The 14077-nt window shown below is 64.0% G+C and carries 11 protein-coding genes and 1 tRNA gene; 3 read left to right on the top strand and 9 right to left on the bottom strand.

Annotation, left to right across the window (positions count from 1 at the left end):
• Positions 1-9: 9 nt before the first annotated feature.
• The 7 genes from B5J99_RS08410 to B5J99_RS08440 all read right to left on the bottom strand — a co-directional run bounded on the left by B5J99_RS08410 (position 10) and on the right by B5J99_RS08440 (position 8882).
• Entirely contained in the window at positions 10-516 is a 507-nt protein-coding gene (locus B5J99_RS08410; RefSeq protein WP_054133636.1) for a MarR family winged helix-turn-helix transcriptional regulator, read from the bottom strand.
• Complete coding sequence (locus B5J99_RS08415; protein WP_117352158.1) at positions 513-1793, bottom strand: 2-hydroxyacyl-CoA dehydratase family protein; 1281 nt, start codon at positions 1791-1793, stop codon at positions 513-515. Before B5J99_RS08415 ends, B5J99_RS08410 begins: the two co-directional genes overlap by 4 nt.
• Positions 1790-2935, bottom strand: a complete 1146-nt coding sequence (locus tag B5J99_RS08420) for a 2-hydroxyacyl-CoA dehydratase subunit D (protein WP_162892515.1) — start codon at positions 2933-2935, stop codon at positions 1790-1792. The genes B5J99_RS08415 and B5J99_RS08420 overlap by 4 nt, the downstream gene beginning before the upstream one ends.
• The gene (locus B5J99_RS08425; protein ID WP_117352160.1) at positions 2928-3941 is read right to left on the bottom strand and encodes an NADPH:quinone oxidoreductase family protein; all 1014 of its coding nucleotides are present in this window, start codon (positions 3939-3941) and stop codon (positions 2928-2930) included. The genes B5J99_RS08420 and B5J99_RS08425 overlap by 8 nt, the downstream gene beginning before the upstream one ends.
• Positions 3938-4876, bottom strand: a complete 939-nt coding sequence (locus tag B5J99_RS08430) for an alpha/beta fold hydrolase (RefSeq protein WP_117352161.1) — start codon at positions 4874-4876, stop codon at positions 3938-3940. Before B5J99_RS08430 ends, B5J99_RS08425 begins: the two co-directional genes overlap by 4 nt.
• Entirely contained in the window at positions 4876-7548 is a 2673-nt protein-coding gene (locus B5J99_RS08435) for a TonB-dependent receptor plug domain-containing protein (protein ID WP_117352162.1), read from the bottom strand. The genes B5J99_RS08430 and B5J99_RS08435 overlap by 1 nt, the downstream gene beginning before the upstream one ends.
• A 116-nt stretch (positions 7549-7664) precedes the next feature.
• On the bottom strand, positions 7665-8882 hold the full coding sequence (locus B5J99_RS08440) for a CaiB/BaiF CoA transferase family protein (protein WP_162892516.1): 1218 nt from the start codon (positions 8880-8882) through the stop codon (positions 7665-7667).
• 126 nt (positions 8883-9008) lie between these two features.
• Between B5J99_RS08440 and B5J99_RS08445 the strand changes: the two genes are divergently transcribed.
• Positions 9009-10460: a spinster family MFS transporter gene (locus B5J99_RS08445; protein ID WP_117352164.1), complete on the top strand. Its 1452-nt coding sequence runs from the start codon at positions 9009-9011 to the stop codon at positions 10458-10460.
• Between the two features lie 62 nt (positions 10461-10522).
• Here B5J99_RS08445 and B5J99_RS08450 read toward each other — a convergent pair.
• Positions 10523-10599: transfer RNA gene (locus tag B5J99_RS08450), tRNA-Arg, on the bottom strand.
• Positions 10600-10822: 223 nt separating this feature from the next.
• Here B5J99_RS08450 and B5J99_RS08455 point away from each other — a divergent pair.
• Positions 10823-12022 carry an aspartate aminotransferase family protein gene (locus B5J99_RS08455; protein WP_054133619.1) on the top strand — a complete coding sequence of 400 codons (1200 nt, stop codon included), beginning with the start codon at positions 10823-10825 and terminating at the stop codon, positions 12020-12022.
• A 177-nt stretch (positions 12023-12199) separates the two neighbouring features.
• Complete coding sequence (gene argF, locus B5J99_RS08460) at positions 12200-13126, top strand: ornithine carbamoyltransferase (protein WP_069051478.1); 927 nt, start codon at positions 12200-12202, stop codon at positions 13124-13126.
• A gap of 60 nt (positions 13127-13186) precedes the next feature.
• Here the strand turns inward: argF and B5J99_RS08465 are convergent, their stop codons facing one another.
• Entirely contained in the window at positions 13187-13966 is a 780-nt protein-coding gene (locus B5J99_RS08465; protein ID WP_054133617.1) for an outer membrane protein assembly factor BamD, read from the bottom strand.
• Between the last annotated feature and the right edge of the window lie 111 nt (positions 13967-14077).

The following is a 14077-nucleotide window of genomic DNA, read 5'->3' on the forward strand; positions in this document are numbered from 1 at the left end:
CGCGCCCGCCTAAAGCAGCTTGCGGTAAATGCGGTCGAGCCACACCCGGAAAACGTCGAGCTCTTCGGGAGACAGCGCCTCGCGTGCTTCGCGTTCGTTTTCCACTGCAGCCGCAAACAGCTCGTCCAGAGCTTCGCGTCCGGCATCGGTTATGTGGACCTGATGGCGGCGGCGGTCTGCGGGGTCACGGGTGCGCGTTGTCCAGCCGCGCGCCTCCATGTCGTCGATGATGCCGACCAAGGCGGTCTGGTCGTATCCTGCAAAGCGCGCGAGATCGATCTGCGAAATGCCAGGGTTCGCCGCGATCACCGCCAGGATGCTGAACGCGCCGGCGCGCTGGCCCATCTTCAGCGTTTCGTTGCGGTACTTTTCGGTCAGGCAGTTGCGGATCCGGCGCAGCCGGAAGTTGAGCAGCTCGTCGAGCACGCCCATCGAGAACTTGTCGGCCACACCGCGCACCGACGCGCCTGGCGGGGCGGGTTCTGCATACAGCCGGGTTGGATCATCGCGCTTCATGTCATCACTCTATCTTCCAGAAATGCTTCGACCCTGGCGATCATTGCATCATTGTCCCACAACCGCGCATCCACCATGCTCGCGGTCAGCGTCAGCACCGGAATGCCGGCCTGCTCCAGCGCCAGGGCGCACAACTTGGTGCCAAACGAGGCCATGCGGTCCCCCACAGGAACCAGCATCACCGCCGCGTCGCACTGATAGTCGCGCGCCTGCTGGATGATCCATTCGGACATCCAACCGGGCAGATGCAGCTGCTCATTCATCGAAATGTGCCGCGCCGCAAGTGCTCTTAGCGGATCATCATCTTCGCCAAAATACTTGCGATAGCCATCCGAAAAGAAATTCGAATACATCGACCACACGAACACCGCGCCGTATTTCTCCTCGAACGCGCGGTAGAATGCGGTGTTGAACCACAGGCCATTGTTCACCCACAACAGCCGCACCCGCTCGTTCGGACATGCCGCCACGCCCTTTTCGGCGCGCATTTCCAGTTCGTCGCAATAGGCCTGAAGGTGATCGATCGCCCATTGGCTGCCACGCGACCAGGTTGCGGCCATGATGTTGGTGAGCTGCTCGGGCAACGCGACAGGGGCGGGGCGGGTGCGCGCGATGATCTGCTTGGCCTTGTCGACCAGCTCGCCCGCGCGGTTGACCCGGTGCATCACCGCGCGAAACTCTGCCATATCGAGGTTGCGATGCGAGAGCGTTTCGCTGACGGCAATCAGCCCGCGCAACTGTTCGACCTGGAAGTCTAGCCTGGGTGTCTCGTACAGCTCTTCCCAATCATGCTGCGACCGGGTGTACCAGGAAGGCCGCAGTTCGCTCACTGACGAGGAATCGAGCGCCACCAGCGGCGCTCCGCCAAAGGCACGCGACCATTGTTCGCCGATCTTCTGGCCGAAATCGCCGCGCAGCCTCTCCAGGATCAGCATCGGCTTGGGCAGCCCGCCATAAGGTGCGCGCTCCGGGTCGCCATCCAGAGTGGTCATGAACGGCAGGCTGCCATAGCGCGGCAGACCGTCATGATAGCCGAGCTGGTCCATCAGTTCGAAGTAATAAGGCGACAGCCGCTTGGCGGCGATCACCGCCGAATACCAGGCCAGCGAAATCACGGGGATATCCAGCGTGTGGAAGATCTCGTGCGGGGTCACCGCATCGGCGATGACGTAATCGCCGCCGCCTTCGATCACCTCGGTCCTGAACCGCGCCTGGGTCTCCTTCTGATGCGCCTGCGCGGCCAGGGTGGCAGCCATCTTTTCCTGAGGTTCGCTCATGCCGCGCCTCCCGTGATGCTTTCGATAAAGCCGGTCACCGCCCGGCGCTGTTCGTCTTGCGGAGGATCGAAATAGGGCTGGCGCTTGAGGAACAGCACCGGCAGCCCCCGCGCATCGAGCAGCCTTTTCTGGTCGGGATACTCCCAGCCCAAGGTGTCGTCCCATTCGTCGTGCTGGATGATGACGCCATCGACCGCAGCAGCCTCTGCCAGCGCGATGAACCGGGCATCCTCGCGGGCCTGCGGATAGGCACGAGGACCCGGGATCTCGCGCTGATAGTGATGCACCAGCGCCTCCCATGGGTTGCCCTCTTCGCTGACCAGCGTCTCGAAGGTGCGGTCACCTCCCAGATGGTCATGCGCCACGACCTCAGCGCCGCAGGATTCGACCAGCGCGGTAAAGCGGATGTCGTGTTGCGGGCTGCCCTTGATCAGCAGCCGGGGTCCGTTGCGCGCCAGTTCCGGTGGCGGTTCGGCAACCAGCGCGTTGATCTGCGCGATTGCATCGGCAGGATCCAGCACGCTGGCAGCACCGATCACGCACAGGGCATCGCTCCCGCTCAACCGCGGCGATGGCCCGCGCCACAGCACCGACGCCTCGGCCAGCGCCGTCCTCAGCCGGTTGGCGTCGACGATGGCCGCCGACAGCGCAGTGTCGTCGATCGCCCGTCCGCCGATCGCGGCCAGCTGCTCGGCCAGCGCCTTCGTCCGCCCCAGATTGTAGCGCGCCGTTGTATAGCCCGGTGTCTGCAGCAGATCGAACAGGCTGGTCTCGGGCAAGCGGGCCTGAGGCTCCCAGCGGGGAATTTCGCGGATCAGATAGTAGAGCTGAAGGTAGACCTCCGACGAGCGGGGGACCACCAGCAGGTCGAGCAGCGCATAGCGGCCCGCCAGCATCGCCTCGAAGATGGCGCGCACCTCTCCGTCGAAATACTCTTCCATATACGCGCTGGCGCGCAGCGGGGTGTCGGCAGGCATACCCTGCAGCCGGATCGGGTCGAGCCCTGCTGCAAGGACCAGTTCGATTGGGACCGAGTTGAGGAAGGAACCGACCAACCTCGCGCCGGCATCCTTGCGCGCCTGTGCAACGCCAAGCGGGTCCGCATAGGCACTGCGCAGGCGATCCAGCGGGGTTTCAGCCATGATCGAACTCTCCCATGCTGACGACCAGCTTGCCCAGTGCAGCACGGCCTGCAATAGCCGCGATCGCCTGCGGTGCATCGGCAAAGGCATAAACGCGCGACACCCGGGGGCGCACCTTGCCCTGTTCAAAAAGTGCGATCAGCTCACGAACATTGTCTGCCGCGACGTGCGGTTCATTGGCATTCAGCCCACCATTGAACACGCCAACGATTTCGCAGCCCTTCAGCAGCGGGAGGTTGAACGGAAGCCGGGGAATGCCCGCGGTGAAGCCGACCACCAGATACCGGCCCTTCCAGCCCAATGCCCGCAGCGCCGGTTCGGCATAATCGCCACCGACCGGATCATAGACCAGATCGAAGCCGCGTTCGCCGCCCGCGTTCTTGAACTGCGCGCCCAGCGCGCGGGCTGCATCCTTGTCCAGCGGTCCGGCGGGGTAGATCACCGTTTCATCCGCGCCGCATTCGCGGGCAAACTTCGCCTTTTCCTTGCTCGACACCGCCGCGCAGACATGAGCGCCAAACGCCCTGGCCAGCTCGATGGCCGCAGCCCCCGTGCCACCCGCCGCGCCCAGAACGAGCAGGCGGTCTCCGCGTGCGATCCGCCCGCGCTGGACCAGCGCATGAAAGGATGTCGCATACGTGAAGAGGAACGCAGATCCCTCGGCAAATCCCATATCATCAGGCATCAACGCGCATTTCTCGGCAGGCACCGCGATGTATTGCCCCAGCCCGCCCCAGGCCGTGCGCGCAATGACCCGGTCGCCTGCTGCCAGGCCGGTGACACCGGAGCCCAGCGCCGTGATGGTGCCTGCGATCTCGCCTCCCGGGACGAACGGCCTTGGCGGACGCGTCTGGTACAGATCGTTGATGATCAGCGAATCCGGAAAATTGATGCCGCAGGCTGCCACCTCAACCACGACCTCGCCAGGCGCAGCTTCGGGGATCGGAAGGTCGGCCAGCACCAATGTCTCCGGGCCTCCGGGAGATGCGCTCGTCCAGGCCTTCATGGTTTTTGCTCCAAAGCGGCGATGCCGACCCGCAGTGCGGCTATCAGCGCGATCGGTTCATCCACCATGATGTGGTGACGGGCGTGGGGAATGGCCGCAGCAAACCGGCAATCGGGCAGCCGCGACGCCAGCTGCGAAACATGATCAGCTGTCACCAGCGCCGAGCACTCGCCATAGATCATCCCGATCGGCAGATTGGCCTGCTCGACCAGCGGATCGGCGGCGCTGCGATCGAGTGTGGCCCACATGCGCGGATCAAACCGCCATGTCCATTGCTTGCCAGGGGGCATGTCGCCTGCGACCTCGCGCACCGAATGGCGCGCAAGATAATCGACGATATCGGGATGCGCGCTGTCCTGATGCGGGGCGAAACGATAGCGCATGAGGATCTCGGCCTCGCTGGCATAGCGCGGCGGGTTCCTGCCGGAAACCGCCCAGCCGGGCTTCTTGCGCTCGGGTGGCGGGACGAAGCTGTCGACCATGATTCCGCCGCGCAGCCGGTCAGTGTGATGGACCGCTGCATACATCAGGGGAATGCCGCCAAAGCTGTGCCCGATAACAACCGGTGGCCCGGCATCGGCCAGTCCTGCAGCATCGATCGCACCGACCAGCTCGCGGGCATAGGCTTCGATCGAATACTGGTCGCGCCAGCCCGATCCACCCATTCCCGACCACGATATTGCCGCGCATCGCCGATCTTTGGCAAAATAGGGGGCAATGAAGCTCCACCAGTCGGCGTGGCCGCCATTGCCATGCAGAAACAGCAGCCCCGGCCATCCTCTTTCACCCCATGTCAGCAGTTCGATGGCTGCACCGTCGCACAAAAATTCGCTGCGATCCGGCGCCGTGGCCAGCGCCTCAGCGAGCCAGGGTACCCGCGGCGGCGGTGAACCGCCGAACCGCGCGAGCGGCGGTTCACCCTCGACTTCACTCATCAGAATTTCTTGGTCAACGTGAACGCCACCAGCCGACCGAGCGCGCTTGCCTGGCCCGGATCCCAGCCGCCGGGAATGTTGACGAACGGCGGGTCCTGATCGAAGAGGTTGGTCACCGACAGCCCGAGCGCCAGCCCGTTCAGCACGCCGCTGTCCTTGAACTCATAGCTGATGTCGATATCGACGGGGTTCCAGCTGCCGACATTCTGTTCGGGTGCCACCAGCGTGTTGGTATAGCCGCTGACGTGGTTGACCAGCGCGTTGACCGTGAACCCACCCGAACGAAAACCGGCATAGGCGCGGGCGCGGAACACCACAGGGAAGCTGATGTCGCCAGCCCGGTCCAGAGGCCGGGCGATCTGGGTCACCGCAAAGTCGTAGCCCAAGGTGTAGGTGCCGTTGAAGCCCAGCGTCAGCTCACCGCCTGCAGCATCGAATGCATAGCTGGCATCGAAATCGAAACCGTCGGTATGGATCGAACCCAGGTTCTGGGCCGAGCCATCATAGAGAAACGCGATGACCGGTGGCACGACGCCCTGCAGGCTCAGCCCCTGCGAGGTCAGCGCGGTGATCTGCGCTGCGGTGGGGTTGCGGGTCACCGCGAAGGCATAATTCGGGTCGAGCAGGCTGCTGGTCGTGCGCGGCGGAAACCCGATCAGGTCCTTGTAGAGCAGATTGAAATAGGTCGCTGCCAGCCGCAGACCCGGGACAAGGCCGGGGTTGAGTTCGGCCGAGATCGACCAGGTTTCCGCGCTTTCCGGGCTGAGGTTGGGGTTGCCTGCGTTGAGCTGCAAACCGACGCTGGTGCCGGTGGGGGAGAGCGGATCGGTCCAGGTGGCGGTCGTCAGCCCGGCCCCGGTGCGCAGCAGCGGCAGATCCTGCAGGCCAGGTGCGCGGAACGATGTGCCATAGCTGGCCTTGAACAGCACACCGCGCGCAGGCGACCAGTTGAGCCCGAACTTGGGATTGGTGGTGCTGCCGACGTCGCTGTAATCATCGTACCGGACAGCCGCTGACAGATCGAGCCGCTCGAACATGCCGGTCGCGTTGGCGGAGCTGAAGATCGGGATGTAAAGCTCTGCAAAGGCCGATTTCTGGTTGCGTTCCAGCTTGGGGTTGATCGTGACCGTGGGAGCTGCGAGCGCGCCCTGGGCGTTGCCGGCATCGGAGGTGTAGCGCAGGAATTCTGCCCCGACCGCCAGCCGGACATCGCCGCCAGCAATGCTGAACAGGCTGCCATCGGCCTGGAGCGAACCGCCACGGGTGCGGCTGATCGCGAACGGATTGAACACGCCCGAATAGATCGCGGCGATATTGTCCGCGCTGTTGGCCCCGCCAAAGGGATTGAACGCCAGCGCCGGATTGGTGCTGCGCAACCTGTCGGTCAGCACCGTGGTGTTGATGCGCCGCGTGTTCTGGGCGCTGCGATCCTCGCTGAACACGCCATCGAGCGAGACCTTCCAGTTGTCGTCGATGTTCCACGCCAGCCCTGCCGTCAGGAACAGCGTGTCGGTAAAGCCGGTCTGCTGGATCGGACCGATCAGCGGAGTGAAATCATATTCCACCGTCACCGTCGTCGCGGTCGTGCCGACCGGGCGCACGAAGAACGGGTTGGTGTTCGGCACCGCCAGATTGACGATGTTCGATGTCGATCCCTGCTGGATCGCCTGGGCGGTGTAGTCGCGCAGCGAGTAGATGCCCTGGACATGTACGCGCAGACGGTCCCCGATTTCCTGATAGGCATAGCCGTAGAACTTGTGCCGCTCTTCCTCGGGCAGGATGTCGGCAATGCTGAGGTTTTCGCACAGATTGCGCGTGCCCGCGACGAGCTGGCTGGCGGTGGCAGGGGTGACCCCGGCCTGCGGAATGGCGTAGGTCCGGCCGGCCACGACGATATTGCCGGGCGAACACTGGCCGTTGCGATAATCGCGGCCACCCCGGCCGGTAAGATCGAACCGCACGAAGTCGCGCTCATCGCCGCCAAGCGCATCGTTGCGGGTGTATTCATAGGCGAAGACGACCCCGCCCGAGCCCCAGTTGGTGCCCGCCATGAAACTGGCCTGCGCCAGCCAGTAGTCGTCCGCCACGCCATAGCGGCCACGCACCTGAATGCCCTCGAATTCCTTGCGCAGGATGAAGTTGACGACACCTGCAACCGCGTCCGAGCCATAGACTGCCGAGGCACCGTCGGGGACGATTTCGATCCGGTCGACGGCCGCTGCGGGAATGGCGTTGGCATCGACATAGTTGGACGAGACGCCCGAGAAGCTCAGCCGCTGGCCATCGACGAGGGTCAGCGTTGCCGAAGGCCCGACGCCGCGAAGGTTGATGGCGCTGCCGCGGGTGGTGTTGGTGCCGCCCTGTCCGCCGCTGACCACGGCGCTCGAGGAATCGACCCCAAAGCCCTGGATCTGCGGAACCTTGCGCAGGAATTCGGTGATCGTTGCGGTCGGCTGGGCTTCGATCTCCGCGGCGCTGACCGAGACCACGTTGGAGCCCACCGGGCCCGTGCCCCGGATGCGGCTCCCGGTCACCACGATCTCCTTGCCTCGCGCGCCTTCTTCAGCCTCGAGGCCAGGGGCTTCGGCCGGGCTAGGCAAATCGGCTGTCTGGGCGATTGCGGGCATCCCCGCTGACAAGGCGATGGCGGAAACGGTGATGCCTAGTTTCATGGTCTCTCCCCCTCATCGCAGATCTGCGTCTGCGCTGTCCTCTATGTTATCATAGTCGATCGAATCGTAGCATTCCTTAGATCATCGGAAATTACAATCATTTTGTCGTTTCAGGGCTATGCGGTCGCATGCTCTTTCAGTTGGGCGAGCGTTTCCGGATCGAGATCCAGCTCTGCGAGAATGGCATCGGTATGTTCGCCCAGGGACGGGACCGCGCCCGATGAGAACTTGCCGCTGCTGAGCTGGAAGCCGGGCCCCACCATCTTCACCGGCTCTGGCGACCCGGGCAATTCCGCCTCGAGAAAGATGTCGCGCTCCTTGAAATGCGGGTGGCTCAGCACCTGGCCGAGATTGCGGACGAAGGCGACCGGAACATGCCGCGCGGCGAGCCGGGGCTCCACCTCCTCTCCGTTATGCTCGCGGAAAATGTCGCTGAGTGCCGCCCGCAGCGCATCGTGATTGTCAACGCGCGCACGGTGGGTCGAGAACCGGTCGTCCTCAAGCAGCCACTCGCAATGCAGCACCTGGCACAGCGCTTCGATCTGGTGATGGTGATTGGCGCCGATCGAGATGTACCCGTCGGCCGTCTTGTAGGTCTCCGATGTCGCCACCAGCCTATAGCCGCGGTTGCCGGTTCGCCCGCGCACCTCGCCCGAGTAGAAATAGACCGGTATGGCGGCTCCCATCAGGTTGAACGCACTGTCGAGCATCGCGACGTCGACATAGTCGCCTTCGCCCGTTTGGTCGCGGCGATGCAGCGCGGACAGCAGGCCGATGACCGCCATGTACCCGCTGAACGTGTCGATGATCGGGAAGCCCACCTTCATCGGCTCCTCGTCCGGGTTGCCGTTCATCCACATGATCCCCGACATGGCCTGGACGATATGATCATAAGCGGTCCAGTCGCGCAGCGTCCCGGTCTGCCCGAACCCGCTGATCGAGGCATAGACCAGCCCTGGATTGATGGTGCGCAGCGACGGCCAGTCGAGGCCAAGCTTGGTGGCGACACCGGGACGGAAGTTCTCGACGAGCATGTCGCTGCGCTGGGCCAGCGTGCGCACCACCTTGATCGCGGCGGGCTGCTTCAGGTCCAGCGTGATCGAACGCTTGCCGGCGTTTGCTGCGGCAAACGGAATGCTCATTCCCGGCAGCCCGGCATGCTCGGTGTAATGCCGAAAATCGTCGCCGATTTCGGGGCGTTCGACCTTGATGACATCGGCCCCCAGCAGCGCCAGCAGGCTGGTGCAGGTCGGTCCGGAGAGAGCGTGGCTGAGATCGAGCACCCGCACACCTTCAAGCGGCCTGGCAATCGGGCGCTCACTGACAGATTCCATATAGCTCTCCATTCATCTGAATTCTTGATTATTAATATAGCCAAATACTCTTGTCACTTGACTTTTTTCCGGTGGTCGGTCAGCCCAAGCGGATACCGGCACAATGCCGGGGGGAGAGGCAGTCGCATGAGCGACCCACAAGACGTGCAGTCCATGCCATCGGCAGGGATGGAAAGCCCTCCGCCTGACCATGGCGCCAAACCCCCTGCCAGGCGGTTCTGGACACCCTTGCAGATATGGGTGCTGTTCCTGCTGGTGCTGGTCAACATCTCGAACTATCTCGACCGCGGCGTGCTCGCCATCCTGCAGGAGCCGATCAAACAGGATCTGCTGCTCGCCGATTGGCAGCTGGGGCTGATCAGCGGTCCTGCCTTCGCACTGCTCTATTCGATTTCGGGCATCCCGGCGGCGCGCATCGCCGACAAGCTGAACCGGGTCACGGTGCTGTCGATCGCGATCACGGTCTGGTCGGGAATGACCGCGCTGTGCGGCGCAGCCAGCAGCTTTGCGCAGCTGGCCCTTGCGCGCATCGGGGTCGGGGCCGGTGAAGGCGCGTGTACGCCGGTCAGTCATTCGCTGGTGTCGGATCATTTTCCACCGCGTCAGCGCGGGATGGCACTGTCGGTCCTGACGACCAGCATTCCGATCGCGCAGCTGATGGCGCCGCTCATCGGCGGGGTGGTTGCGATGCAATATGGCTGGCGGACCGCATTCGTCGTCGTCGGGCTCCCCGGCATCCTTGTGGCGGTGCTGCTTCGGCTGACGCTGCGTGATCCGCGCCACGACATGACCAACACGCTGGTCACGCGCAAGACGCAGGGGTCGGGCAAGTTTCTTGACGATATCAAGCTGCTCACCGCCAACCGCTCGTTCGTCTGGCTGTGGTTCGGCGCGACATTCCTCGGCCAGGCGGTCGGCGCGACCAACGTCTTCACTGCGTCCTATTTCCTTCGGCAGTATGATCTTACCCTCGCGCAGGTAGGGGCGATGATGGCGGCGGGGCTCGGCGCAGCCGGGTTGATCGGCACCTTCATGGGGGGATGGCTGGCGGATCGCTATGCTGGCGAATACGGCCGGTCGTACCCTTTCATGTGCGCTGTCGCCGCGACCGGTGCGGGTCTGATGTTTGCCGTGGTGTTCACCAGCCCGTCCTGGCAGGTCGCGCTCGGCTTTCTGCTTCTGGCCAACATCATGGGGGACATGAAGAATGGCCCGGTCTATGCCGCAGTCCAGAACATGTCGCCGCCACACATGCGCAGCACGGCAACCGCGGTCATCCTGATCGGCGTCATCGCGCTGGGGACCGGGATGGGCCCGATGATCGTCGGTCTGGTCAGCGATAGCGTCGCAGCATCATCGTTCGCCCAATCGCTGGGCGATTATGGCATGGCCTGCCCGGGTGGAAAGCCTCTCCCCGCAGCGTCGGCGGAGATGGGCCTTGCCTGCGCGCAGGCGTCCGCTGCCGGCATGCGCGCAGGGCTGCTTGCTGCGTGCTTGGCTTATGCTGCGGCGGCACCGTGTTTCCTGATGGCGGCACGCACCATCCGCGAACCCTTGCAGAAAATCGCCGCAGGCTGAAACGCCGGCGGCCAGCCCCTCGGCGGGTGCATGGCGTCTTCAGCGCGACGGATGTGGAGAAATGGTGCACCCGACTGGATTCGAACCAGTGGCCTCTGCCTTCGGAGGGCAGCGCTCTATCCAGCTGAGCTACGGGTGCGTCTGGCCAAGGCGCATGCCCTTAGCAAGCCATAAGGAATGCCGCCAGCCCCTTTGTGCGGCGATCATTGACCCGGTGGCCTCTGCGGCGCTATAGCTGCGGCCTGCAAGCTGGCGGCCCTTTGGACGGGGTCGCCTTTTTACGTTTGGTGCAGCGGCCCCCTGCGCCTTGCCTGGCTTGCGAACCATGCAAACGGGGCCCTTGCGAGAAGGACGAGGCCGCCATGACGATCACGCCGCTTATGCCCGTATACCCCCGGTGCGCCGTGCGCCCGGTGCGCGGCGAAGGCTGTTATCTGATCGGAGAGCGTGGCGAGCGATATCTGGATTTCGCCAGCGGCATCGCGGTCAACCTGCTCGGCCACGGCCATCCGCACCTCACCCAGGCGATCCAGAAACAGGCCGAGACGCTGATTCACGTCTCCAACCTGTACGGCAGCCCGCAGGGTGAGCATCTGGCGCAGCGGCTGGTCGATTCGACCTTTGCCGACACGGTGTTCTTCACCAATTCGGGCGCCGAGGCGGTCGAGTGCGCGATCAAGACCGCGCGCGCCTATCACCAGTCCGAAGGCGGCGATGCCAACCGCACGGTGCTGATCACCTTCAACAACGCCTTTCACGGGCGCACGATGGCGACGATCAGCGCGTCGAACCAGGAAAAGATGCACAAGGGCTTCGCGCCGCTGCTGCCCGGCTTCCGCTATGTCGATTTCGACGATCTGGAAGGGGCGAAGGCGGCGATCGGTCCCGATGTCGCGGGCTTCCTGGTCGAGCCGGTGCAGGGCGAGGGCGGTGTCCGCCCGGCTTCCCCTGAGTTCATGAAGGGCCTGCGCGATCTGTGCGACGAGCACGATCTTATGCTGGTGCTCGACGAAGTGCAGTGCGGCGTCGCGCGCACGGGCACATTCTATGCCTATGAGCAGTACGGCATCGAGCCCGACATCATGGCGACCGCCAAGGGCATCGGCGGCGGCTTTCCGATGGGCGCGTGCCTTGCCACCGAAAAGGCGGCGCGCGGCATGGTCGCCGGCACGCACGGATCGACCTATGGCGGCAATCCGCTGGCCATGGCAGCGGGCGAGGCGGTGCTCGACGTGGTCGACAACCCCGAGTTCCTGGCCCATGTTCGCACGATGAGCGACCGCCTGCGCGGCGCGCTCGAGCAGCTGATCCCCAACCACGATGCGATCTTCGATTCGGTGCGCGGCATGGGGTTGATGCTGGGGCTGAAGCTCAAGGACAAGGCCGAAAACCGTGCGTTTGTGGCGCATCTGCGCGATCATCACGGGCTGCTGACGGTGGCTGCGGGCGAGAATGTGGTGCGCATCCTGCCGCCGCTGATCATCGAGCAGGCCCATGTCGACGAGTTCATCGAGCGCCTTTCGGCAGGCGCGCGCGACTTTGCGATGCCGGTGGCGGCTTGACGTAACGCTCCTCCCCCCTGGCGGGGGAAGGATAGGAAGCCTTGGCGCCGCAGGTGCCTGGGCGAACTTGGAGAGGGAGGGGCGTTTGCACTCACCCTCTCCCAGCTGCGACTAGGACCTTTCAGGTCCAAGTCTTCGCAACCCTCTCCCGTCAAGGGAGAGGGGGGAAGGACCACAATGACCCGTCATTTCCTGAACCTGTCCGATGCCGGACACGATGCCATTGCCGCGATGCTCAACGATGCGCTGGATCGCAAGGCGGTCCGCCATGGCTGGCCGCGCGGCAAGGCGGACCCCGATGCGCCGCTCGAAGGGCACACGCTCGCGATGGTGTTCGAGAAAAACTCGACCCGCACCCGCGTCTCGTTCGATATGGCAATCCGCCAGCTGGGCGGCACCAGCCTGATCCTCGATGCGGGCAGCACCCAATTGGGCCGCGGCGAGAGCGTTGCGGATACCGCGCGCGTGCTGTCGCGGATGTGCGATTGCATCATGATCCGCACCGACGATCACGCCAAGGCCGATGCCATGGCGCATTTCGCGACCGTGCCGGTGATCAACGGCCTGACCGACCTGTCGCACCCCTGCCAGATCGTCGCCGACCTGCTCACCATCATCGAGCACCGCAAGGCGCTGCCGGGGCTGGTGGTCGCGTGGCTGGGCGATGGCAACAACGTGCTGCATTCGATCATCGAGGCGGCCGGGCTGATGAAGTTCACCGTGCGGATCGGTTGCCCGCAAGGCTATGATCCCGACCAGGGCTTCATCGCGCGCGCGCAGGCGGCGGGCGGCACCGTCACGCTGCATCGCGATGCCGCCGAGGCCGCAGCGGGTGCGGACGTGATCGTTACCGATACCTGGATCTCGATGGGACAACAGCATGCCGAGGCGAAGCTCAAGGCGATGATGCCGTTTCAGGTCAACCCGGCGCTGATGGCGCTGGCCAAACCCGATGCGCTGTTCCTCCACTGCCTGCCTGCGCACCGTGAGGAAGAGGTCACCACCAGCGTGATCGATGGCCCGCAATCGGTGGTGTGGGACGAGGCGGAGAATCGGCTGCACGCGCAGAAATCGGTGCTGCGCTGGGTGTTCGGCCAGATCTGAAAACAAAAAGGCCCCGGAGCATCGCGCTGCCGGGGCTTTTTTGATGGAATGTGGTGCGGATCAGCTGGTGATCAGGTCACTGTGCTTTTCTGACAGCTTGAACGCCTTTTCATACCATTCCGAACCCGGATAGTTGGCGCCCAGAACCGCCGCCGAACGCTTGGCTTCCTGCGGAATGCCCAGCGCCAGATAGCATTCGGTCAGGCGATACAGGGCTTCTGCGGTGTGGCTGGTGGTCTGGTACTTGTCGACGACCTCGCGAAAGCGCAACGTCGCGGCCAGCCAGTTGGAGCTGCGCTGGTAATAGCGGCCGATTTCCATTTCCTTGCCCGCAAGATGATCGTTGACCAGATCGACCTTGAGCCGCGCGTCCGAGGCGTAGCGGGTGTTGGGGTAGCGCCGCATCACTTCGCCCAGCGATGCCAGCGCCTGCTGGGTGATCTTCTGGTCGCGGGTGACGTCGCTGATCTGCTCGTAATAATTGAGCGAGATCAGGTAATAGGCGTAAGCTGCGTCCTTGTTGCCGGGATGGATGGCAAGAAAGCGCTGCGCCGACTGGATCGACTTGTTGTGATCCTTGGCAAGATAATAGCTGAACGCGCTCATCAGCTGCGCGCGGCGCGCCCAGGGCGAATAGGGATGCTGGCGCTCGACCTCGTCGAACAGCTCGGCGGCAATCTTGTTCTGTCCGCGGTCGAGCCGGTCCTTCGCCGCCATGTACAGCGTGCTGACATCGCGTGCGATGTAGTTGGTGTTGACCTTGTTCTTGCCTCCGGCGCAGCCAGAAAGAAGAGCCAGCGCGCCCGCGCTTGCCAGAGCCAGTTTGATCGCCTTGTTCATGGCCGCAACCCTTATCGGCTAAGCACCCGTGCGCCAAGCGCAAATCAAGCGGGTTGGCGAGGATTCGCCGTGTCGTTCCGATCGCTAGGTTTCGCACCCTGTATCACCGAT

The sequence above is a fragment of the Blastomonas fulva genome, assembly GCF_003431825.1.
Classification (GTDB): Bacteria; Pseudomonadota; Alphaproteobacteria; order Sphingomonadales; family Sphingomonadaceae; genus Blastomonas; species Blastomonas fulva.